The 22,280-nt window shown below is 65.9% G+C and carries 22 protein-coding genes, 1 pseudogene and 1 riboswitch; of the genes and pseudogenes, 12 read left to right on the top strand and 11 right to left on the bottom strand.

The annotated features are described in order from the left end of the window. Positions 1 to 20 precede the first annotated feature (20 nt). On the bottom strand, positions 21 to 917 hold the full coding sequence (locus CLU85_RS03070; RefSeq protein WP_100408995.1) for a hypothetical protein: 897 nt from the start codon (positions 915 to 917) through the stop codon (positions 21 to 23). Between the two features lie 119 nt (positions 918 to 1,036). Between CLU85_RS03070 and CLU85_RS03065 the strand changes: the two genes are divergently transcribed. The 8 genes from CLU85_RS03065 to CLU85_RS03030 all read left to right on the top strand — a co-directional run bounded on the left by CLU85_RS03065 (position 1,037) and on the right by CLU85_RS03030 (position 6,898). Further along, complete coding sequence (locus CLU85_RS03065) at positions 1,037 to 1,768, top strand: helix-turn-helix transcriptional regulator (protein WP_100408994.1); 732 nt, start codon at positions 1,037 to 1,039, stop codon at positions 1,766 to 1,768. Positions 1,769 to 2,058: 290 nt separating this feature from the next. Continuing rightward, the gene (locus tag CLU85_RS03060; RefSeq protein ID WP_100408993.1) at positions 2,059 to 2,928 is read left to right on the top strand and encodes a TetR/AcrR family transcriptional regulator; all 870 of its coding nucleotides are present in this window, start codon (positions 2,059 to 2,061) and stop codon (positions 2,926 to 2,928) included. Next, entirely contained in the window at positions 2,925 to 3,485 is a 561-nt protein-coding gene (locus CLU85_RS03055; protein ID WP_100408992.1) for a DUF2867 domain-containing protein, read from the top strand. Before CLU85_RS03060 ends, CLU85_RS03055 begins: the two co-directional genes overlap by 4 nt. Then, positions 3,478 to 4,824: an AarF/ABC1/UbiB kinase family protein gene (locus tag CLU85_RS03050; RefSeq protein WP_100408991.1), complete on the top strand. Its 1,347-nt coding sequence runs from the start codon at positions 3,478 to 3,480 to the stop codon at positions 4,822 to 4,824. The genes CLU85_RS03055 and CLU85_RS03050 overlap by 8 nt, the downstream gene beginning before the upstream one ends. Next, positions 4,821 to 5,228: a DUF6463 family protein gene (locus CLU85_RS03045; RefSeq protein ID WP_232727711.1), complete on the top strand. Its 408-nt coding sequence runs from the start codon at positions 4,821 to 4,823 to the stop codon at positions 5,226 to 5,228. Before CLU85_RS03050 ends, CLU85_RS03045 begins: the two co-directional genes overlap by 4 nt. A gap of 72 nt (positions 5,229 to 5,300) precedes the next feature. Further along, positions 5,301 to 5,681 (top strand): hypothetical protein, encoded by a 381-nt coding sequence (locus CLU85_RS03040; protein WP_100408990.1) that lies wholly within the window; start codon positions 5,301 to 5,303, stop codon positions 5,679 to 5,681. A gap of 177 nt (positions 5,682 to 5,858) precedes the next feature. Beyond that, positions 5,859 to 6,311 carry a YXWGXW repeat-containing protein gene (locus CLU85_RS03035; protein WP_100408989.1) on the top strand — a complete coding sequence of 151 codons (453 nt, stop codon included), beginning with the start codon at positions 5,859 to 5,861 and terminating at the stop codon, positions 6,309 to 6,311. Positions 6,312 to 6,442: 131 nt separating this feature from the next. Next, positions 6,443 to 6,898, top strand: coding sequence for a YXWGXW repeat-containing protein (locus CLU85_RS03030; protein WP_100408988.1), 456 nt, complete (start codon positions 6,443 to 6,445; stop codon positions 6,896 to 6,898). A 49-nt stretch (positions 6,899 to 6,947) separates the two neighbouring features. Here CLU85_RS03030 and CLU85_RS03025 read toward each other — a convergent pair whose 3' ends face one another. Then, positions 6,948 to 7,730, bottom strand: coding sequence for a 2-keto-4-pentenoate hydratase (locus tag CLU85_RS03025; RefSeq protein ID WP_100408987.1), 783 nt, complete (start codon positions 7,728 to 7,730; stop codon positions 6,948 to 6,950). Positions 7,731 to 7,955: 225 nt separating this feature from the next. Beyond that, positions 7,956 to 8,068, top strand: a riboswitch (glycine riboswitch). 90 nt (positions 8,069 to 8,158) lie between these two features. Between CLU85_RS03025 and CLU85_RS03020 the strand changes: the two genes are divergently transcribed. Beyond that, entirely contained in the window at positions 8,159 to 9,478 is a 1,320-nt protein-coding gene (locus CLU85_RS03020; RefSeq protein ID WP_100408986.1) for a D-amino acid dehydrogenase, read from the top strand. A gap of 103 nt (positions 9,479 to 9,581) precedes the next feature. Here the strand turns inward: CLU85_RS03020 and CLU85_RS03015 are convergent, their stop codons facing one another. Further along, positions 9,582 to 9,899, bottom strand: coding sequence for a cytochrome c (locus CLU85_RS03015; RefSeq protein ID WP_100412342.1), 318 nt, complete (start codon positions 9,897 to 9,899; stop codon positions 9,582 to 9,584). Positions 9,900 to 10,060: 161 nt separating this feature from the next. Beyond that, entirely contained in the window at positions 10,061 to 11,272 is a 1,212-nt protein-coding gene (locus tag CLU85_RS03010) for a sulfite oxidase (protein WP_100408985.1), read from the bottom strand. A 197-nt stretch (positions 11,273 to 11,469) separates the two neighbouring features. On the opposite strand from CLU85_RS03010, the gene CLU85_RS03005 reads away from it, so the two are divergent. Both CLU85_RS03005 and CLU85_RS03000 read left to right on the top strand, forming a co-directional pair. After that, on the top strand, positions 11,470 to 12,645 hold the full coding sequence (locus CLU85_RS03005; RefSeq protein ID WP_100408984.1) for a rhodanese-like domain-containing protein: 1,176 nt from the start codon (positions 11,470 to 11,472) through the stop codon (positions 12,643 to 12,645). A 93-nt stretch (positions 12,646 to 12,738) separates the two neighbouring features. Next, complete coding sequence (locus CLU85_RS03000; protein ID WP_100408983.1) at positions 12,739 to 14,064, top strand: hemolysin family protein; 1,326 nt, start codon at positions 12,739 to 12,741, stop codon at positions 14,062 to 14,064. Positions 14,065 to 14,155: 91 nt separating this feature from the next. Here the strand turns inward: CLU85_RS03000 and CLU85_RS02995 are convergent, their stop codons facing one another. The 6 genes from CLU85_RS02995 to CLU85_RS02970 all read right to left on the bottom strand — a co-directional run bounded on the left by CLU85_RS02995 (position 14,156) and on the right by CLU85_RS02970 (position 20,547). Continuing rightward, on the bottom strand, positions 14,156 to 15,487 hold the full coding sequence (locus tag CLU85_RS02995) for an FIST N-terminal domain-containing protein (RefSeq protein ID WP_100412341.1): 1,332 nt from the start codon (positions 15,485 to 15,487) through the stop codon (positions 14,156 to 14,158). A gap of 86 nt (positions 15,488 to 15,573) precedes the next feature. Then, on the bottom strand, positions 15,574 to 16,428 hold the full coding sequence (locus CLU85_RS02990) for a PhaM family polyhydroxyalkanoate granule multifunctional regulatory protein (RefSeq protein ID WP_100408982.1): 855 nt from the start codon (positions 16,426 to 16,428) through the stop codon (positions 15,574 to 15,576). Positions 16,429 to 16,515: 87 nt separating this feature from the next. After that, complete coding sequence (locus CLU85_RS02985; protein WP_100408981.1) at positions 16,516 to 17,013, bottom strand: copper chaperone PCu(A)C; 498 nt, start codon at positions 17,011 to 17,013, stop codon at positions 16,516 to 16,518. Positions 17,014 to 17,067: 54 nt separating this feature from the next. Then, complete coding sequence (locus CLU85_RS02980; RefSeq protein ID WP_232727710.1) at positions 17,068 to 17,628, bottom strand: YcnI family protein; 561 nt, start codon at positions 17,626 to 17,628, stop codon at positions 17,068 to 17,070. Positions 17,629 to 17,764: 136 nt separating this feature from the next. Further along, positions 17,765 to 20,101 (bottom strand): TonB-dependent receptor, encoded by a 2,337-nt coding sequence (locus CLU85_RS02975; protein WP_100408980.1) that lies wholly within the window; start codon positions 20,099 to 20,101, stop codon positions 17,765 to 17,767. An 80-nt stretch (positions 20,102 to 20,181) separates the two neighbouring features. Continuing rightward, positions 20,182 to 20,547 (bottom strand): DUF2946 family protein, encoded by a 366-nt coding sequence (locus CLU85_RS02970; RefSeq protein WP_100408979.1) that lies wholly within the window; start codon positions 20,545 to 20,547, stop codon positions 20,182 to 20,184. Positions 20,548 to 20,669: 122 nt separating this feature from the next. Here CLU85_RS02970 and CLU85_RS02965 point away from each other — a divergent pair. Further along, positions 20,670 to 21,313, top strand: a pseudogene (locus tag CLU85_RS02965) (glutathione S-transferase). 144 nt (positions 21,314 to 21,457) lie between these two features. Here CLU85_RS02965 and CLU85_RS02960 read toward each other — a convergent pair. Beyond that, a complete protein-coding gene (locus tag CLU85_RS02960; protein ID WP_100408978.1) occupies positions 21,458 to 22,273 on the bottom strand; it encodes an enoyl-CoA hydratase/isomerase family protein in 816 nt (271 codons plus the stop codon). Positions 22,274 to 22,280 lie beyond the last annotated feature (7 nt).

Genomic DNA, 22,280 nt, shown 5'->3' with positions numbered 1-22,280 from the left:
TCGTTTCCAATGGGTTGGCTTTAGTTACTGTTGGTCTTTGCGGCTCCCACGCATCCAGCGCGGGACCTGCGGGCGCCACCCACGGTGTGGGCGCCATTCTGCCCGGATGGCGTGACATGTGGCGCGCCCTGCGCGACGCTGTGGCGCAATGCCGCCAAGGCTGACAGCACCGGCCAGGCGGCACCTGCCGCCAGCACATGCTTGAGGGTGTGGCCAGACACCCACTGCGCGGTGGCCTCGAACACCGGGTGGTCTGCCGCCTCAAAGAGCTTGGCCAGTGCGTACCAAGCGATCACGGCACCCAGATGCAATGCCAGCGCCTCCTGACGGCGGGGCAGACAGGCCAGGGCCAGCACCACCAACATGCCGCCCAGCTGCACCACAGCCCAGGGCAGCAGATTCCCACTGTGCGACCACCACACCACGGCCAGTGACCCGGCCAGCAATACCGCAGCTGCGGCCGCTGCACCCGCACGGTCGCTCACGCGGCTGGCAGCCGACAGCCCCAACAGTCCCGCGAAGGGCAACACCATGCCCAGGCGGTCCCACATCAGGCCACCGTTGTTGGGCTGCCAGTGATAGAGCGCGGAGCCTGCGGCCGTGCACAGCAGGCCCACAAAAAAGAGGCTGGCCAGGGCGCGGGACGTAGCGTCCAGCCCTCCCAGGTCCAGGCGCCGCAGCACCACCAGGCCCCACAGGCCCGCGATGGCAAAGGGCAGGTTGCTCCACACATCGAGTGCACAGGGAACGCCCCACAGCGCCCGTTGATCGGCAAACGCATGCTGGTGCTCGCTGGCAGGCAGCACTGGCCCGAACAAGGCCAACGCCAGCAGCGCGGCCACCGCCAGCAACAAGCCGGCTTCAGCGCGGGACAACACCTTGTGGCGTGGGGGGCAAGGAAATACAGCAAAGGTCATGGTCGTCGCATCCGAAAGTGATCGATGCCGCGCAGTGTGGGGAGTGCGGGCACATTCATCGCCCAAAAAGTCGCTCAGAGGGCTACCCAAGACACCACAGGTATTGATAATCGATACCCATGAGCACCACTGCCGACCTCGTTCTCGCCCTCAAAAAGGAACTCAAGACTGCGCAGATGACCTACGCCGACCTGGCACAGGCGCTGGGCATGGCCGAGTCCAGCGTCAAACGCATGCTGGCCAAGGGCGACATGCCGCTGTCGCGCATCGACGCCATCTGCCGTGCGCTGGCGCTGGACTTTGCCGACCTAGCGCGGCGCGTGGCCGACGAACAGCCCCTGCTGAAAGAGCTGACGCAGGAGCAGGAAAAAGCCGTGGTGGGCGACAAGAAACTGCTGCTCATGGCGATTTGCGTGCTCAGCCAGTGGACGCTGGAGCAGGTCACCACCAACTACCGGCTGACTGAGGCCGAGGGCATCAAGTACCTCGCGCAGCTCGATCGCATCGGCATCATCGAGCTGCGGCCGCTGAACCGCTACCGGCTCAAACTCGCCAAAACATTCCGCTGGCGCCCCCATGGCCCGGTGATGAACTACTTTCGCGATCACGCACTCCTCGACTACTTTTCCGGCGGCTTTGATGGCCCCGGCGAAGGCGTGCTGCTGGTGCACGGCGCCATCAGCCGCAGCCTGGCGCCCGCCTTCATGGAGCGCATGCAGCGCGTGGCGCAAGACTTTGCACAACAACACCTGGCCGACCAGAAGCTGCCCGACCGCGAGCGCGAGGGCTACACGCTGCTGCTGGCGATGCGCAGCTGGGAGTTTGAGGCGTTTGCGGCGATGAGGAAGTAGCCCCTGAGCCGCCTGCGGCGCCCTCCCCCAGGGGAACGGCGGCCTTCGCGGCGGGGCGGCCCCTGCGGGCCGTCCGGGTGGCAGATGGCCCTCCCAAAGCGGGAGGGGCGCCCATACTACATTTTTGATAGCTTCCAGCGCTTTACCATCAAGCGCTAGAGGCTAAAAAGGCCATAAAAACACCAGTACCACCGGCTCAAACTCGGTGTCCGTGGCTGCGACCGCTTGACGCCACAATCAGAAAACACTATTCTTTAAATAAAAAATTTTGTTAATTTAAAGATAGTTAAATGAAAACCACCCGCCAACAGCAAGACGCCACGCGCCGCCAGATCGTGGCCAGCGCGGTGGACCTCATGACCCGCCACGGCTTTGATGGCACGACGATGAAGGACATCGCCCGCGCTGCGGGCATTGGCGATGCGACGATCTACAAATACTTCCCCACCAAGGACCGCATCGTGCTGGGCTATCTGGACGATGTGGCCCACCAGGCGCTGGCGGACACGCTGCAGACACCTGGCTTCACCGGCTACAACCTGCAGGAAAAACTGCAGCGCCTGACCGACGCCGTGGTGGAACGCCTGCTGGCCGACCGCGAGTTTGTGGCCCAGGTGCGCAGCCTGGCGCGGCGCTCGCCACTGTCGATGCTGGCCGAGCCCCTGGCGGCGCGGCAAAGCCTGCGCGAGGCGGTCAGCAGTTTTCTGGAAGCAGCCGAAGCCAGTGGCGAGATCGAGCCCTGCGACTTCAAGGGCATGGCGGGCGGGTTCTACACCGACTACCTGGCCGGTGTGGTCACGTATTGGCTGGCCGACACGTCGGACGAGTTTGCCGACACCACCCAGCTGGTGGACCTGTCGCTCGGGGTGCTGGTGCAGGCCCTGCGCGGCGGGCTGGTCAACCGCGTGCTGCAACTGGGCGGCTTTGTGCTGCGCAGCCAGATGGCCCGCATGGCCCAGCACAGCAGCGGCCTGCTGGGCATGCTGCACCTGGCCAAACAAGCGATGGGCAGCGCACCGGCGCCTTCAGCAAACGCCGCGCCCGCGTCGCCTGTGCCCCCCCAGCCCCCAAAACCGCCGCGCGCGCCGCGCAAACCCCGCGCCCCCAGCCCGGCAACTACCGCCTCCACCAAGGCCCCCAGCAAGAGGAAAGCGCCATGAGCCCCGCAGCACAAGCAGCCGTGCGCGAAACCACGGTGCCTGCGGGCACGGCGATCCACGCGACGTTGCATGGCGCTCACTTCTTTGATGCCTACACCGTGGCCGATCCGCAGCCAGGCACCAGCGCGCTGCAGACCTGGCTCAACGTGGTGGCCCGCACGCCGCGCTGGACGCAGCAGCTCCTGGCGGTACGCAACACGTTGGTGCAGCTGGTGGGGCTCAAAGGCGTAGGGCAATTGGGCGACGTGCATCCGCTCGCCAGCGGTGGATCTGCGAGCGATCCAAGCAGCTACCGTGTCGGAGACCCGGTGGGCATCTTCCTGATCCGCCATTTGAGCGACACCGAAGTGGTGATGGGTCAGGACGACAAGCACCTGGATGTCCAGGTGTCGCTGACCAAACACCCCCAGGCCAACGGCCCTGCCACTGTCGTGGTCAGCACCGTGGTGCACATCCACAACACGCTGGGCCATGTCTACATGGCCATCATCGCGCCGTTTCATCGCCGCATCGTGCAGGTGATGTTGAAGCGACTGGTCACGTCAAACCATGGCTAAGGGCGACGCCCCCCGCACAGGCCGCCTGGCGCGCGGCACCATCACCGGCCTGGCGGCGGCGCGCATTGGCATGGCCCAGCTGGGGCACCGCGTGCGTGCACCGTCAGCCCAGGCACAGGCCGATCACGAAGCCGCGCTGGGCCGCATTCTGTTTGGCGCTTTGGGGCAGTTGAGGGGCTCGGCGCTCAAGGTGTCGCAACTGCTCAGCATGCACCCCGGCCTGCTGCCCGATGGCGTACGACAAGAGCTGGCGCGCGCCCACCACCAGGCGCCACCGCTCAACCGCGCGCTGGTGGGCCGCGTGTTCCGCCAGGCGTTCGGCCAGGAGCCCGAATCGATCTTCGAGCATTTCGAGCCCGCTGCCTTTGCCGCCGCCAGCCTGGGCCAGGTGCACCGCGCACAGCTGGCAGGCCACGGCACGGTGGCCGTCAAGGTGCAGTACCCCGGCATTGCCGCCACCATTGCCAGCGACATGCAGCTGATGCGCACCGCACTGCGCGCGCTGGCCCACACTGATATGCCCCTGCCCGCCCACACGGTGGTGGACAGCGTGATGGCCGAGATCGAGGCCACGCTGCTGCGCGAGGTGGACTACCTGCAGGAGGCCGAGCAACTGCAGTGGTTTGCGCAGCACGCGGCCATGCCCGGGGTGGCAATGGCGCAGCCCATCGCATCGCACACGCGGGCCCAGGTGCTTACACAGCAGTTTTTGCCGGGCCAGCACCTGCAGGCCTGGCTGGCCACCCAGCCCACGCAGGCACAACGCGATCGGGCCGGACAGCACCTGTGGGACTGGTTCATGCACTGCATCTTTGTGCTGGGCCGGGTGCATGCCGATCCGCACCCGGGAAACTTCCTCTTTGCTGCGGACGGCCGCGTCGGTGTGCTGGACTTTGGCTGTACGCGCAGTCTGTCGGGCGATTTTCGGTCGCACGTGGCGCAGGCGTGGTCCGCCCTGCTGCGCCCCACTGCCGACCCCCAGCGCGATGTGCTGGTGCTGAGGGCCTACCAGGCGTTGGGGCTTCTGCGGCCTGACCTCGCCGCCGAGGCCTACACCGCCGAACTGGCCCCCGCGCTGGCCGACATGCAGGCCTGGCAGATCGAACCTTTCACGCAGCCGGTTTTCGACTTTGGCGCCAAGACGCCGCCCCCCATCACCGCAGGACGCCACCAGCGTGTGCTGGGCGACCAGTTGGTGCAGGTGCCCGGCGAAATGCCCGCGTTCGAGCGCATGTGGATGGGCCTCATGCACCTGCTCACAGGGCTGGGCGCGCGCGTGCGCACGCACTGTCCCGCACTTTCTCTTCACGGCAGCACTCCCCGGGACCTCCCAACATGACCACCCTGACCACCCCATCCCTTCGCCGCACATTCACGCCGCTTCGCACCACCTGGAAGGGCCTGTGGCTGCTGGTCGTGGCGGCGGTGCACACCCTTTTTGCGGCCGCCGTATTCCAACCCCAGTTGCACGAGATCGTACGGCGCGGCGTTTTCAACAGCGTGCACAAAGATCCTGTGGTGGGCGCTGTGGTCTGGTTTGTGCTGTTCGGCGGACTCTTCGCGTTGCTGGGCTGGGCCATCCTGCTGGCCGAACGCCACGCAGCCCTGGCACCCGTCCCCTTGCGCGGGCTGGGTGCCGGGTTGCTGGCACTCACGCTGCTGGGCATTGTGCTCATGCCCACCTCGGGCTTCTGGCTGGTGCTGCCGCCCGCGCTGGCCCTGTGCTGGACCCCCAAGCGCTAAAGGCGCCAAAGACGGGCCAATGCGCCGCGTCTGCGCCGTCCACAGCCATCCTGATTGACTGGAAAACTGTCCATGAATACTGCGCTGGTACTGGCAGCCGGGGGCCTGGCCCTGGTGGGTGTTGCGCACTCGGTGCTGGGTGAAGTCCTGGTGTTTCGCACCTTGCGCACGCAGGGCATCGTGCCCACCGGCGGACGGCCCGTGCTGCGCGAGCAACAGGTGCGCATCCTGTGGGGAACCTGGCACCTGGCCAGCGTGCTGGGCTGGGCCCTGAGCGCCCTGCTGTGGCGCCTGGGGACGGTGCCTGTGGACACCCACCTGGGAGGCTGGGTGGCCGATGTGGCAGGGGTCGCCACGCTGGCCAGCGGGCTGCTGGTGTTTTATGCCACCGACGGCCGGCACCCCGCATGGGCGGCCCTGTGGGTGGTGGCGGCTTTGGTGTGGTGGCGCTGACACATCCACCGCAAGACATCCCAGCACACAGCGTGAAATAAATCACGAGAACCTGCGACTCACAGCGACAGGAAACACAACTTCACAAGACTTCGCAATTCGCCTACACCGGCTTGACGCAGTGCTCGCACCATGAAGTCTCCGGTTCCGCAAGGAATCATTTCTGAGGAGATCACCATGGCCCGCAATGCACTCGCCGCCGTTTCCCTCGCACTGCTGTCGCTGGGCGCCGCTACGCTGGCGAAGGCACAGACCCATGCCACTGTTGTCGTCCAGACAGGCTCACCCCACTACCAAGGCCCTGCGCCCGTGAGGGTGCAGTACCAAGCGCCACCGCCACCCCGCCATGAAGCAGCGCCCCACCCTCGCCGGGGCATGGCCTGGGTGCCTGGACACTGGGAATGGCGGGGCCACCGCCATGTCTGGATGCAGGGGTACTGGGTGAAGGCCCGCCCCGGCTACCACTATCGCGAACCCCGCTGGGTTGAACACGGTGGCCGCTGGAACATGCAGGGCGGCGGCTGGGACCGCGATGGCGACGGCATTGCCAACCGGCATGACCGCGACCGTGACGGCGACGGCGTGCCCAATCGCCATGACCGAAACCCCGACAACCCTTACCGCCGTTGACAAAACGGGAGCTGGTGCCGCCGGTGACCGGTTTCGCCTACGCGCACCCCCGCCCTGCGCCTACGTGGCGCAGCGCCCCCGGCCACCACCATGCAGTAACCCCTTCCGCAAGGAACAATCAGGAGACGACCATGATTCGCACAACATCTGCCGCTGCCGCCATCGCCCTGTTGGCATTGTTCACCCAGGCGTCGGCGCAGGCCGCAACCCAGGGCACTGTCATCATCCAGTCTGGCCAGCCCGAGCGCACCTACCAGGCAGCGCCCGCCTACCAGGTGATCCCGGCGCCGCCACCTCCGCGCCATGAAGCCGTGCCCCGTCCTCGCCGTGGCCAGGTGTGGGAAGAAGGCCACTGGGAGTGGCGTGGCAACCGCCATCGCTGGGTCCAGGGCCATTGGGTTCAGGCGCGCAATGGCTACCAGTACCGCCAGCCACAGTGGGTAGAGCGCGAAGGCCGCTGGGAAATGCGGCGCGGCGGCTGGGACCGTGACGGTGATGGCATCGCCAACCGCAATGACCGGGACCGCGACGGCGATGGCGTGCCCAACCGCCGTGACAACCAGCCCGACAACCCGCGCCGCTACTGATCCCGTGCGGCAACCGGCCAACGGCATGCACCCGCAGGCCGCGCCGGGTTCAGGCGATGTGCAGCTCAGCCCGCCCCAGGCTCGGGAAGTCCGCCACCACCACGGTGCCGGGCGCCACCAGCACAGTACCGGTGCATGAGCCCGTGGTGACCCACTGCCCCGCGCGCAGCCCGCCCAGGCTGCGCGCACCGTCGTTGGCCAGCCACTGCAGCAGCGGCAACGGGTCGCCCGCAGAGTTCCCCCAGGCTGCGTGCTGCACAGCCACAGACCCATTGATCAACAGCCGGACCCCTTGCGCCAGGGGCCGCACTGCCGCCACATCCTCAGTGCCAGCGCCGACAATCAAGGCGCCATGGCAAGCCTGGTCGGCCAAGCGACTCCACTCGCCCTGCTGGGCCCATGCTGCAAACCGGGTGTCGCACACCTCAATGGCGGCACGCACCGACACCACGGCCGCCAGCACCTCGGCCGCGCTGTAGGGCGTGGCGCGCGAAGGCAGGTCGGCGCCCAGTTCGTACACCAGCTCTGCCTCCACACCCATCACGGCAAAACCGGCTGCGGGCAAGTGCACCGCCACACCTTCTTGCGCCACAAACACGGAATCGCGGGTGAGCGCAGCACGCGCAGGCAGGGCGTGGGGCGACGCAGCGCCCACCTTCCAGCCTGCCATCGTGCCCCGCTCGCGCACCACGATGTCCTGCACCGCGTAGGCCTCGGCTGCATCGCTAGGGCGCAGCCCCGCAGGCAAATCCAGTGGCCGGGGCGTGCGCCCCTGGCGCGCCATGGTGAGCACGGCTGCGCAGGCCTGGGGATCAAAAGCGGTGTCGGGCATGGGGAAACATCCTGGGGTGGTTCTGGGATCGGTTCTATCGGCGGATTATGGCGACCCGCAGCCGCCGCCAACATCAGCAACGATTGCCATGCATTAGCGCGCAGGCGCCGGTTTTCGCGCCGCAGTGCCGCCTAGAATCGGCCTCGCAGGAGAGTCAGCGGCAATGCCCACTGCACCGAAGGCGCAAACTCCCATACACGCTCAGGTCCCGTACTGCATCTTTTATCAAAGCCGTCTGGAGAGCCGCCACCACACACCGTGGCGCACCGAAGGAGCAAACCGCGCGCCATGTGGGCCGTGCGGTGAATCTCTCAGGTACCAAGGACAGGGGGAGCGGCAGCTTGGCGGACGCGCGCCAGCTGCTTGCTATTTAATCAATAGCTGCTAACGCACGTCCATCAAGCGCTGAACCCTTAAAAGGCTTCAAAATGCGCGTGATCGTTTTGGGCGCCGGCTTGCTCGGCGTGACTTCGGCTTATTTTCTGCAACAACTTGGCCACGAAGTGACCGTCATCGACCGCCAGGGCGCGCCCGGTGCCGAGACCAGTTTTGCCAACGGCGGGCAGATCTCGGTGAGCCACGCCGAACCCTGGGCCAACCCCAGCGCGCCGCTGAAGGTGCTGCAGTGGCTGGGCAAAGAAGACGCCCCCTTGCTCTTTCGCCTGCGCGCTGACATGCGCCAATGGCTGTGGGGACTGTCCTTTTTGCGCAACTGCACGCCGGCGCGCACGCGCCACAACATCGAGCAGATCGTGCGCCTGGGCACCTACAGCCGCGACACACTGCAGCAGCTGCGCGCGACCACCGGCATCCAGTACGACCAACGCACGCAGGGCATCTTGCATTTCTATACCAACCAAAAGGAATTCGACGGCGCCCTGGCACCGGCCGAGCAGATGCGGGCCTTGGGCTGCGAGCGCCAGGTCATCAGCGCCGACGAGGCCGTGCGCATCGAACCCGCACTGGCCCACATCCGCCCACAACTGGCGGGCGCCACGTTCACGGCCGAGGATGAATCGGGCGACGCGAACCAGTTCACGCGTGAACTGGCCAAGCTCTGCGAGGCAGCGGGCGTGCAGTTCCGCATGGGCCACCACATCACGGCGCTGCGCGAGGCGCGCGGGCGCATTGGCCATGCGGAAGTGACCAATGCCGAAGGCCGCTTCGAGCGTGTGCACGGCGACGCCTTCGTGCTGGCCATGGGCTCGTTCAGCCCGCTGCTGGCGCAGCCGCTGGGCATCCACCTGCCGATCTACCCGGCCAAGGGCTATTCAGTGACCATGCCGGTCAAGGATGCCACCAAGGCGCACCAGGTGAGCCTGACGGACGATGAGTTCAAGCTCGTTTTCTCGCGCTACACCAGCGAACGCGGCGGTGATCGTTTGCGCATTGCCGGCACGGCCGAGCTGAACGGCTACAACCGCGACCTGAACCCGATGCGCTGCGACGCCATCGTGCGGCGCGTGGAGCAGCTCTTCCCGGGTGCGGGGGACGCCAGCCAGGCGCAGTTCTGGACCGGCCTGCGCCCCGCCACACCCAGCAATCTGCCGCTGATCGGCAACACCAAGGTGGCCAACCTGTTCCTCAACACCGGCCACGGCACGCTGGGCTGGACACACGCCTGCGGCTCGGGCAAGGCGCTGGCCGACATCGTGAGCGGCCGGATCCCCGAGGTGGACTTTGCCTTCCAGGGTTTGCGGGGGCGCGCGCCAAGCGCTGCGCTGGTGCCATCGCGCACCGCTGCCTGATACGAGAAAAACACTTCCCAACGAAGAGAATCGTTCACGCACAGCACGAACGGTTCTTGTCGAAGGAACACCCGTGGATAGGACCGGCGCGCAGCGCTCGGCGTTACTTGGCTGCGCCCGTGGCATGTGCCACAAAACGCGCCACGGCCAGCATGTCCTTCTCGCTCAGGCGCTCGGCATACGACGGCATGACGCCAATGCCCGTCTTCAGCGCACGCAGCACCCGGTCGGCATCGGGCTTGAGTTCATCCAGTACCGGGCCCACCTGCCCCTCGGCGCCCGCCGCCTGTAGCGTGTGGCACACCGCGCACGCCGGCTGGATCTTGGTGAACAGCTCCTTGCCGCGCGCCAGCTCGGCGGTATCCGCAGCCCAGCAGGCCCCCGTCCACAACAGCAACGCCAGCGCGAGGCCACGGCTCATGGTGCGAAGCAGCCCGCGGGCCTGCAGTGCACCACAGATCCGCAGCCGCCCGATACCGGCACGCTCCCGCGCCAGTGCCACCGTGGAACTGGCGGTCCAAGGCCACGCGTGGCGTCCCCCATCGGAGGGGAGGGCGCAATGCGCCCCAGGGGGGAGCAAGGTCATGCCACGGTCAGCGTGACGGCGTGGTCGCGCCAGCTCACGTTGTTGTAGCCGCCCAGGTTTTCTTCGCGCTGTTCGGCCTGCACATTGCCCGCCGTGTCGGTAGCGCGGCTGGCCAGCACATGCGTGCCCGCTTCCAGGCGCACCGGCAACGCAAACTGCCGCCACGCGAAGGGGCCCAGGTCCGGGCCGATGAGTTTGGCCGTCTGCCAGGTCTTGCCGCCATCGACCGAGACCTCGACACCCTTGACGCCACGCGTACCGCCAAAGGCCACGCCATGCACCTGCACCTGACCGGGCTTGGGTGCGCCCTTGTCGGGCAGCGGGCCATTGATCCACGATTTGACGCCCATCTCCCACACCGAAGGCTGGTCGGGGCTGGCCTTGGAGCCGGGGGGCGACATACGGTAGCCGTGCGACATGATGCGTGCCTGTGACTGTGCGCCACCAAAGGCCACGCGCTTGACGTACTTGATATTGTTCACGCCCTGGTAGCCCGGCACCACCAGCCGCAGCGGCCCGCCATGGGCCAGCGACAGCGGCTCGCCATTCATCTCCCAGGCCAGCAACGCATCATCCAGCGCCTTCACGGGCACAGAGCGCTCCACCAACACGGTGAGCGGGTCCACGCCCTCGGGCAACTTCTCGCCGCCTGTGCCGGTGAGGTAGGCCGCGCCGTCGACCAAGCCGCCCAGCGCCGCCACCACATTGCGCAACGGCACGCCGCTCCAGACCACACAGCCCGCAGCGCCCACTGACCACGGCGTGCCGCTGGGTTTGCTGGGGAAAAATCCGCGCCCGTTGCCCGAGCACTGCAGCACGGTGGCGACGGTTTCTACACCCAGGGTCTTGAGCTCGGCCAGCGTGAGGCTGCGCGGGCTTTTCACCCCTTCGATGGAAACCATCCAGGCATCGCGGTTGTCCAAGATAGCCACATCGGGCGCGGGCAGGTTGTTGCGCACATACAGTTGGTTGGAAGGCGTGATGACGCTGGTGCCAAACGCGGAGCGCCGGGTTTCCAGCGTGCTGCTGCTGTGCACGATCAGTGCATCGGGGGACTTCCAACCCGCATAGGCAGGCAACGGTTTGGCAACGGTGGCCACCGGTTGCGCGCGGGCACCCCCCCCCCATCCGGCCAGGCCCAGCGCGCTCAAGGCAGCAGCACTTCCGGCCAGCATGTGACGGCGCGGCAAGGTCGATGAATCTTTCATGGGAACGTCTCCGAAAGTAGGGATGGATGGGAATGGGCAGGCAGCCGAGGCCAGCCCGCATTCTGTGCGGCAGCCCTTTCACATCGTTCGCAACATTGCGTTAACAGAAGTAACAAATACAAAACATCAGAAACATCTGAACGCATGTCGGGAGGCGTGGGCATATTCGGCCATTCTTGGAGTGAAAGGGAGAAGCGATGAACACATGCACAAGATCCCTGGGCCGCATGCTGTGGGTGTTGCTTGGCGGGTGCATGGCCTGCGGCACAGTGCTGGCCCAACTCACCGCCATGGTCGCTGTGGAGCCCACGGCGCGCAAAGCCGCCCATTCCATCTTGCGCACCACCGCTGAAACGGGTCTGTCCAAGGCCTCAGGCCAGACAGTGGCACTGACCACCAGCGACGACATGGCCGATGTGATGCGAGCAACGCGCAGCGCGGGCCACGACATCTTCATAGGCCCGGCCCAGGTGGCAGCCTCGGCCCTGCAGCGTGGCTACGAGCTGGTGGGCGCCACACAAAAATCCGAGAAATACCTGCTGGTAGGGCTGGCGCAGATCGACGCAGTACCCGCCATGAAGGGGCGCAGGCTCTATCTGCCCCAGCAGGATTCGATCTACACCTACATGGCACGCGGCCTGCTCAACGAAGCCGGGCTGTCGTTCCAGGACCTGCGCGCCGTGCAATACGAGAAGTTTCCCCAGGCTGGCCTCACGGCGCTGACCCTGGGCACGGCCGACGCCACCGTGGTGCGTGAGGAAGACTGGGCGGAATGGTCTGCCGCGCATCCCAACGCCGCACGTGTGCTGGCCACCTCGCTGCCCGTCCCCGGCGGGTTTTCTATCGTGGTGAAGAAGGATCTACCTGCCGATGTCCGCAGCCGACTGTCGCAGTGGTTCAGCGTTTCGTCGTATGCCAGTGGCCTGCCGCCCGCCATCGTGCGGCCAGAGACCATCGAGTACCGCCGGGTGGCGGAACTGGGCCTCTTTACCCCCACCAGCCTGCCCGGGGTGAACCGCATCACCGCGCGCGAAGCGCAGACCCTGCAGGCACAGGGCGCCACGCTGGTGGACACCCGCACCGAGAAGGAGTTCAAGACCAAACGCATTCGGGGCGCCGTGTTCGCCGCCTACGTGGAAAAGAGCCTCAAGGACGTGGCCTTCAATGCCGCACAGGATGACTTCCAGGCTCTCGACAAACTCCAGAACCTCGACAAGACCAAGCCCGTGATTTTTGCCTGCAACGGCGCCGAATGCTGGAAGTCCTACAAGGCCGCCAAGGTGGCGGCCGCCAAAGGCTTCAAGTCGGTGTACTGGCTGCGCGGGGGCCTGCCCGAGTGGGATGCCACAGGACTGCCCACCGAAGGCGGCTGACCCCCCCAAATTTCAAGGGGAACCAGGGCACACCGCCCCTTCCGTACAATCCCTTGCAACTCAACACCCAAGGGCGTGCAAGGCGCCCTTTGTATGGAAATAGCAATACTGTTCGCTCTCATCTGTCTCAACGGCCTGTTTGCCATGTCAGAAATCGCTCTGGTCACGGCCCGCAAGGTGCGGCTGCAAAAGCTGATTGATGAGGGCGATAGCGGTGCCGCCGCTGCCGTGAAGCTGGGCGAAGACCCCACGCGTTTTCTCTCTACGATCCAGATCGGCATCACGTCGATTGGCGTCTTGAACGGTATCGTGGGTGAAGCCGCACTGGCCGCACCGCTGGCCGCCTGGCTCGAATCGCTGGGTGTACCCCTGCCTTACGGCGGCTATGCGGCCACAGGGCTGGTGGTGGTGCTCATCACCTACTTCTCCATCGTGGTGGGAGAGCTGGTGCCCAAGCGCATCGGCCAGTCGTACCCCGAAACCTTTGCACGCCTGGTGGCGCGGCCCATCAACTTTCTGGCACTGGCCACCAAGCCGTTTGTGCTGCTGCTGTCCACGTCCACCCGCACGCTGCTGCGCCTCCTGGGCGTGAAGGAAACCAGCGGTAGCCCGGTGACGGAAGAAGAGATCCACGCCATGCTGGTGGAGGGCACCACCGCCGGCGTGATCGAGTCGCACGAGCACACCATGGTGCGCAACGTGTTCCGGCTGGATGACCGCCAGATCGGCTCGCTGATGGTGCCCCGCGGCGATGTGGTGTGCCTGGACATCGATGCACCGTTTGAAGACAACCTCCGGTGCATCGAGGAATCCGACCACGCGCGTTTCCCCGTGGTGCGGGGTGGCATGGACAACATCCTGGGCGTGATCAACGCGCGCCAGTGGCTGTCGCGCACGCTGCGCGACAAGGCCCACGGCGGCCTGGCCGACCAGCCGCTGCAGACCGCACTGTACGTGCCCGAAACCATCACAGGCATGGAACTGCTGGACAACTTCCGTCTGTCGGACGTGCACATGGCGTTCGTCATCGACGAGTACGGCGAAGTGCAGGGCATCGTCACGTTGCAGGACCTCATCGAGGCCATCACCGGCGAGTTCCAGCCGCGCGACCCGGAAACCTCGTGGGCGCTGCAGCGCGAGGACGGCAGCTGGCTGCTGGACGGCCACATCCCCGTGCCCGAGTTGAAAGACCGCCTGAACCTGGACAAAGTACCCGAAGAAGAACGTGGCCGCTACCACACCCTGAGCGGCATGATCATGCTGCTGACCGGCCGCCTGCCCAAGGTGACCGACACCGTGCAGTGGGAAGACTGGAAGCTCGAAGTGGTGGACATGGATGGCAAGACCATCGACAAGATCCTGGCCACGCGATTGACGGAACAGGAAAAAGCCGACGCCGAGGACTACCCCGCCGGTTGACGCCAAGGGTGCCCACCGGGGCGCTTGCTACCGCGCGGCCTTGGTGACGGCGGCGGGCTGCGCGCGATCTGCCATCGCTGCGATAACGTTTTCAGGCGGTCTCGCCGTCCACAAAAACGGTCAGCACCCCGGTATAACCATACAAATGGTGGTGCGCAATTTCGCCCCCGGCAAAAAAGCCGGCCAGCGGCACGTCACCCAGTGCATGGCGCACGATCTGTAGCTCAGCACTGGGGCCTCCGAAATGGGGGCCGCCCCGGCCAGAGCAACTCACATAGATCGCACCACAAATGCGTTGCCCCGTCTGCGGCTGCACGCGCCCGGCAGACGCACCGGGTGTGGGCGCTACGCCATGCTGCGCATCAGACGACACCATCGGCATCGGCGCAGGCTCCAGTTCCTCGGGCGACAGCTCTTCGCGGATCTCGGCGCAGATGCGCATGAGGTCGGCCCGCGCAGCGGCCACATTGCGCTGGCAGAACGCGAGGTGCATGCCAGGCTCCACATGGTCGGCCAGGGCCACGCCCCGGCGAGATCCGTCCAACCCCAGGATGTGGCGCACGCGGGTGTCGGTACCAAAATGGCCCGTGCGGCGCTGGCCCTGCGGCTGCTCGCCCGCGCTGACCAGCCCGGCCAGCGTGGCACGCACCTTGCGCAGGGCGGGCTGCGGGTCGCCATTGTCCAGCGACACATCGAGCGTATCGAGCAGCACATCCAGCGCGGGCTCGCCATCGAGCGCAAGCACCACGTTGTCCTGCGCAGCGGTGATGGTGTGCAGCGCGCCCACGGGCTGGCAGCCCTGCGTCACGCGCGACACCAGCGACACCCCGGCGCCAAACGCCACGCCCGACAGGCCGCCGTCAAACACGCCGCTGGCACCGCCCTGCCCAGCCATGTTGCCGTCACCGCCCACCGCAAACTGCACGCTGGCCGTGCGGCTGGCGCAGAGGCCGCCAAACAGGTAGCCGGTGTCGGTGCGTGCCGCCATTTCGGTCAGCAGTTCTGCCAGTTCCGGCGTATGGCCATCGGCATGCACCAGCGCCGTGTGGGCCACAAAGCCCGCGCCCGGGTGCTGCGCATGCGTGGGCAGCGGCGCCACGCCGGAGAACACGCGGTACTGGTCGGCGGGCACATCGAGCAGCATGACCGACAGCGCGGGCTCGTCAAAGTATTCGGCGTTGTTGGCCGACACGCCCACACCCACGGTACCGCTCCAGTCGGTCACTTCGGGCAGCTCGCCGCTCAGGTAGTCGAGCAGCGCCTGGGCGTCATTGGCGTAGTGGTCAGTGATGTACAGCAGGCCCAGCGTGGGCGCCGATGCGTAGTCAGGAAGCGCCATCTGGGCGCGCAACTGGGCCAGCACCAGCGCGGCAGCCATGCGCCATTGCGGGTGGGTGGCATGGCCGGTAGGAAAAAGTTTCATGGTGGTGATCTCCATGCCAGGGTGGTGGCGGTGAGGTGGCAAGCCACCGTGCGGACGACCCACACCGCCCCCGTTGGCGCGGCCGCTTAGCCCGCTCGCTTGCGGGCCGCTGGGCTGCGGGTGGTGCTGGTTTTTTTGGCGGCGGGCTTCGCAGCGGCTTTACGGGCCGCCGGCTTCTTGGCAGCGGGTGCTTTTTTGGCGGTGGCACTGACTGCTGCTGCCCGTTTTGCTCCGCCCTGCATGGTCTGCATGCCCTTGGCGGCAAACTGGGTGGCCATGCCGGTCGCCGTCTTGAGGGCTTCCTTGGCCAGGCCGGTGGCCATGTTCTTGGTGGTATCGATGGCAGTTTGCTTGGCAGCGTCCTTCATGGCGCTGGCGGCGATCTGCTGGAACTGGCTGGTGAGCGCACCCCACCACTGCATCGGGTCCACCACGGCGGGCTCGGCCGCAGACGATGCATTGCCCTTTGTTTTGGCTTTGGTGGGCTCGGCCTCAGCGGCTGCGTCCTCAGGCTCCTCGGCCGCACTGGCGCGCCCCGTCACGCGGGCTGCAGCGCCGGCCACGGCTTCGGCGGCACCGCTCACGGTATCGGCTGCTTTTTGTACGCCACTCATCACGGTGTCGGCGGTTTTGAGCTTGAAGGCGTTGGCCACATCGCCCATGCTGAAGTTCATGCCCTTGAGCGTGGCCAGCGTCATCTTCTGTACCTCCAGCGCCTGGATCGTGGCGGCCAGCGCGCGCGAGTTCTGCTCCAGCCAGAACTGCACGGCCTTCAGTTCGTCGATACGCTTTTCCAGCTCTTCCACGCTGATGGTGGGTGCCACCCAGTTGGAAAGGTTGGGCAACTGCGGAATGCTGGTGGACGCCCCCTTGGCCAGGCTTTGCAGAAAATCAAAACCGGGGACGAATTTGCCGAAACCGAAGTTGGATGTGTCGCTCATGGCCGCTCCGCAAGAGGTGGGTCTGTGGTGAGCGCACAGCTTACTCCAATGCGTTGCGCCCGCGAAGGCGCTGCGGCGGCGGGCGCCTCAGTGTTTGTGCCCATCCATCATGCTGCCTGCGGTGGCACCGCCGGGGGCCGTCGTCGCCACGGGCATGTTGAACTGGAGCTTGCTTTCCACGCCCTGGGCGTCCTGGAACACCAGGGTGAGGGGCACCGAGCTGTCCTTGGCCAGAGGCGCCTTCAGGTCCATCAGCATGACGTGGTAGCCGCCGGGCTTGAGTTCCACCGTCTTGCCTGCGGGCAATTCCAGCGCGGGCACGGCGCGCATCTTCATGACGTCGCCTTCCATTTTCATCTCGTGTACTTCGGCAACGCCCGCAGCGGGCGATTCGGCGCGTACCAGGCGTGCGCCATCCTTGGCGGTGAGGCGCATGAACGCGCCCGTGCCCTTTTGGCCCTGCACGCTGGCCCGGGCCCAGGCGCCTTCGACCTTGACGGCGGCGGTCTGTGCCCATGCAGGGGCGCTGGCCCATGCAGCAGCCAGGGTAGAAGCAAGCACGGCGGTGTGAAGCAGCTTTTTCATGAGGGATGTCTTTCGAGTTTCAGGAGAAGAATGCGCAGGCGATGGGCCTGACTGTCAATGATTGTGGGCAGCGGCGCCACCGGTGGGAAGAATCTCCAGCGCTGCCGCAGGGGACTTCAGGTCCGACAGTGTCTGGCCGGCCCGGGGCACTTCGGTCCAGTCGTTGCGGCCCTCAGCGCAAACCTGGCGCACAGGCCAGTACACGGTGCCCGCTTGTTCGGGCGCCTGGGCCACGAGCACGAACTCGTCGTAGTGGGTGCTTTGCAGCATGTCCTCGGGTGTCTTGGCCGTCCAGGTGATGCGCACCACGTCTTCGGTGATGCTGCGGCCGTGGCTGGCATAGGGCTGGGCGAGTTTGTCGCGCTGCACATCGAGCGTCCAGCCCGGTTTGGGCATGGGGCGCGCGCCACGCATGCCCGCTGGGATATCGACCGCTACCTGCCGCGTGGGCGAGGCACCGCAACCGTGGCCGACCTTGAAGCTGGCTTTGTAGCTGGCGCCCGCCGAGGCCACCTGGTATTCAAGCACTACATGGGCCGATGCGGGCACAAAAGTGGCACTGGCGCTTATCCAAAAAGCGGTAGCAGCTATCTTTTTGATAGTTTTCGTCTTCATATTTTGACCTTTCCGTTTCAACGATTCATTGCCTTAAAAACTGGCGGCGCTGAGGCCAGTGCCACTGCGGAACCGGTTTTTCCGGGCCGCTGGCGGCGCCGCCCTGGAGGGGAGGTAGCGCAGCCGCTAAGGGGGCTTACAGGTCCACCTTGAGTTCCGCCATGTAGGTGCGCTGCGGGTAGGGGTGGAAGTTCCAGAACTGGTAGTTGTTGAGGTTGTCGATGCCCACGGCGGCGCTGACCTCTTTGGTGATCTGGTAGCGCACGCGCACATCGGTGGTGAAGTAGCGGCTGGCGCCCTGGTAGGCAAAGCCGTTCACGTCGGTGTTGTCGAGCGTGCTGTATTGCTTGCCGCTGTAGCGCGCGCCCAGGGTGTACGACCAGGTGGCGTCAGGCCGGTACGTGGCCACTGCGCTGGCGCGCCATGCAGGGATGCGCGGCTGCCATTTGCCCACGCTGGCGGGGAACTTGTCGTTGCGGGTGATCCTGGAGTCCGTCCAGGTCAGGCTAGACCCGATATCGAGCCCGCGCATCCCCACATTGGCGGCCTGGTAGGCCAGCTCGATGCCTTTGGTGCGGATGGCGTCCACGTTCTGCACGTTGGTGACGTTGGGCGTGACGAGCACATTGGTCTGCGAGTACAGCGCGTCCTTCGTGCGCTCAAAGAAGGCGGTCAGGCGCAGCAGGCCATTGCCCATGTCGCGCTCGGCCGTCAGCTCGGTGGTCCAGCTCTTTTCAGGCTTCAGGTTCGGGTCGTTGTTGATGAGCGTGCCGCTGCCGCTGATGCCGCCCTGGTACAGCTCAGCCACGGTGGGCGTGCGCACGGCGCGGCCGGTGGAGGCTTTCAGCACCCAGAGGTCGCTGGCCTGGTAGGCCACGGCGGCCTTGGGCGACAGGTAGTTTTCAGTGCGCTCGGGATGGTTGAGCGTAGCAGTGGCGTTGCCCGTCTGGCCGTTGCTGGCGCTCCAGCGCTCGGCACGGGCGCCCAGCACGGCCTTCCACTTTGACGCGATCTTCCAGGTGTCTTGCGCCCACAGGCCCAGCAATTGCGTGTCGCCGTTGAACGCCTGGTTGCGGACGCCCGCAGCGCCATTGATCCAGTTCGCCGTGGCGTTCTCGATGGTGCGCAGCTGATAGCTGTCGCGCTGCAGGCCAAAGTCCACGATGTGCGCGCCCTGCACGCCGTCGGGCCGCCAGGTGCCCTTGGCGGCCAGCGTGTTCCAGCCCGTGCCCTTGCTGTTGACGATGCGGCCCGCACCACCGTTCAGCGCTGCGGGCAGTGCCGTAGTGGCGGCGCGCAGGGTATCGGTCTGGTAGTCGTACAGGCTGGCAGCCACCTCCCAGTCGAATACACCTTTGGTGTTGCTCTTGACCGAGAGCCCATGCATGAAGTGCGTGAGGTCTTCGTTGGAGACGTTGAAGTCGGTGGGCGCCAGCGCAAACGAGCGGCCATTGATATTGACCGTGCCGCCGTATACCGCGTTGCCATTGGCATCACGCAGGTAGCTGTTGGGCCGCCCTTCGGATTCGTTGTGCCACCAGCCAAAGGTGTAGGCCGCCCGCACGGTGGGCGAGAAGTCGTAGGCGACTTTGGCCTTGATGTGGTCTTGCTGCGTGTGGTACTGCGTGGCTGTGCCCAGCAGGTACCAGGGCTGGTTGCTGCGGTTGTTGCCCAGCACGGCGCCGGTCACGGGCGTGCCCGCGTTGCCGGATGTGTCCGCTCCGCTCGGTGTGCCCGCAGACACCAGCCGTGTGGGGAAGGTGAGCGGCTGGCCTTCGCTGTCGGTCTTGTTGAAGTTGAGGAACCAAGACCAGTCACCATTTTTGTTGCCTACGGATGCGCTGACCTGCTTGCCCGCGTAGCTGGTGCTGGTGCCGTACAGGTCAAACGGCTGGTGCTGGGTGCTGACCTTGCCGTGCGCCTCGAACTGGGTGGGCATGCGCGTGACGTAGTCCACCACCGCGCCCACCGAATTGCCTGCGTAGGCGGCAGAGAACGGGCCGTAAAGCACATCCACGCGCTCAATTTCTTCCGGCGTGACCAGCATCCAGCGCGGCGCATTGGTGGGGCCGTTGCCCAGGTAGTTGCTCAGCAAGATGCCGTCGGCAAACACCATGGACCGCGCCGGGTTGCCGGTGCCCGAGGCGCGGGTGGACAGCACGGCGTGGTTGTAGTCGCCGATGTAGCGCTTGCGCACCAGCAAGCTGGGCAGGTACTTGAGGGCGTCCTCGCTGTCAGTGGCGTTGATCGAGTGCTCGATCTGCTCGCGCGTCACGCCTTCGATGGTGGTGGGGATCTGCGTGGGCAGCGAGGTGGGCTGGCCACTGCGGATGGTGACCACGCCCAGCTCTTTGACGGGCGCGTTGGCGGTGTCGGCAGTCTGGGCGAATGCGGGCACGGCCCCGGTCAACGCGAAGGTGAGGGCGATGGGAAAGGCACTGGCCACGGCCAGCGCCCTGCGGCTTTTGCGCATGGGAACTCCTGAATTTCAAGCCAAATAGGCCGCCAGCGCATACAAATCATGCGCCAACAGCTATCAAACAAATAGCAATTTCAGGAGAAAAACGGGGGGCCGCGTGGCGGCAGCGGCGCGGCGATGCGCGCAGCAATGTGCGCGGCAGGAATGGGGCGCAGGGCATGCGCCAGGGGGTGAACCACGGGCAGCTGGGCCTGAGACACGGGAGGTGGTGCACCCACATGCGCGCACAGCGGGCAATCCAGCGTGTGGCTGGACATTTCCTGGGCACCGTCATCGGTCTTGATCAGCACCTTGATGGCGCCCGAGCCCGAACAGATCAGCTCCATGGCCTGCGGGTTGACCAGAGGCGACGCCACGGCCACACCGATGGACAACACAAACCATGCCAGCACAAGGCGGGCGAGCCAACGAAGGCTGCGGATGGTTTGAAGGCATGGCATGGCTGCGGATTGTAGGGGGCCTGCGGGCGAACTCCTTGACCGGGGTCATCTGCGCGACGGACTGCGCCCTCGCCCGCACCTAGGATGCATGCTGCATTCATCACAACATCGGAGACAACACCATGCTCACACTCTGCGGCTTTTCGGCCAGCAACTACTACAACAAGGTCAAGCTCGCCCTGCTCGAAAAAGGCCTGCCATTCACCGAAGAACGGGCCTGGGTGGGCGAGACCGACCGCAGCGCCAGCCCGCTGGGCAAGGTGCCCTATCTGCGCACCCCCAGGGGCCATTGTGCGAATCGGCCGTGATCGCCGACTACATCGAAGCGGTGCACCCAGAACACGCGCTGATCCCGGCCGACGCCTACCAGGCAGCCAAGGTGCGCGAGCTGATCACCTTTCTGGAACTGCACCTGGAACTGGTGGCGCGCAACCTGTATCCCCAGGCCTTTTTTGGCGGCACCGTGAGCGAAACTGCCAAGGAAAAGGTGGGGGCACAGCTGGAGAAGAACATTGCCGCCTTCGCCCAGCTGGCGAAGTTCAGCCCCTACGTGGGTGGCGACAGTTTCACCCTGGCCGACTGCGCCGCCATCGTGCACCTGCCGTTGGTCAGCTCGGCCACCAAGATCATCTATGGCCGCGACTTTCTGGCCGACCTGCCCGTGCGCGAATACCTCACCCGCATGGGCGAGCGCCCGCATGTGCAGCGCGTGAACGCCGACCGCAAGACCAACACCGCGGAAATGCTGGCGCGGCCGAAGAAATAATCGCCGCCAAAGCAGCGGCGAGGCGTCGCCCTCTCCCGCCCGGAGGGGGAATCACCGGTGGCGTGGGCCGTTATTTACGGTACGCCGGTTTCACGGCGCCTGCGCCGGAGGCGATTGCGTGGACGCGATGGCCTGTGCAATCACTCAGAACCGGGGTGCGCGTTTCTCACGCAGGGCCGCGACACCTTCGCGCGCATCGGGCCCGCCAAAGCCCATGAATTCCAGGGCCAGCGAGGTCTCGAACATCGGCCCCGCCTGGCGTAGCCACTGGTTAAGTGCGTGTTTGGTCCAGCGGATCGCCGTCTGCGAGCCAGCAGCCAGGCGGTCGGCCACCTCGTAGGCACGCGGCAGCAGCTCGGCCTCGTCCACCGCCAGCGATACCAGGCCGATGCGCTCGGCTTCTTCGCCACTCACCGGGTCGCACAGCAGCAGGTAATACTTGGCCTTGGCCATGCTGCACAAGAGGGGCCAGACAATGGCCGCGTGGTCGCCGGCGGCCACACCCAGGCGGGTGTGGCCGTCCACGATCTTCGCCCCCTTGGCCGCAATGGAGATGTCGGCCAGCAATCCCGCCACCAGCCCCGCGCCCACGGCCGGCCCGTGGATGGCCGAGACAATGGGTTTGTCGCAGTGCACGAGGTTGTAGACCAGATCGCGCGCCTCCTTCCAGATGCGGCAGCGCACCTCGAAATCCTCAGTCATGTCCTGCACCATGGCGAGGTCGCCGCCGCCCGAAAAGCCCGCGCCCTCGCCACTCAGCACGGCGCAGCGCACGCTGTCGTCGGCATTCACATCCCGCCAGATCTCGCACAGCTCGCGGTGGCCTACATGGCCTGCGGTGGGTAGCTTGCCGTTCAGGGCGCGCATCTGGATATCAAGCACGGCGCCGTCAACACCACGACGGGCAATGCGGAGGGTTTCGTAGCGCTGGTAGTCGCGCAAAGGCGTCGGTGTGGGCATGGCAACG

Origin of the sequence: Acidovorax sp. 69 (genome assembly GCF_002797445.1) — a bacterium.
In the GTDB taxonomy this organism is placed as follows: Bacteria; Pseudomonadota; Gammaproteobacteria; order Burkholderiales; family Burkholderiaceae_C; genus Acidovorax.
The sequence above is the reverse complement of the archived record's forward strand: the minus strand, read 5'-3'. Positions and strand labels throughout refer to the sequence as shown.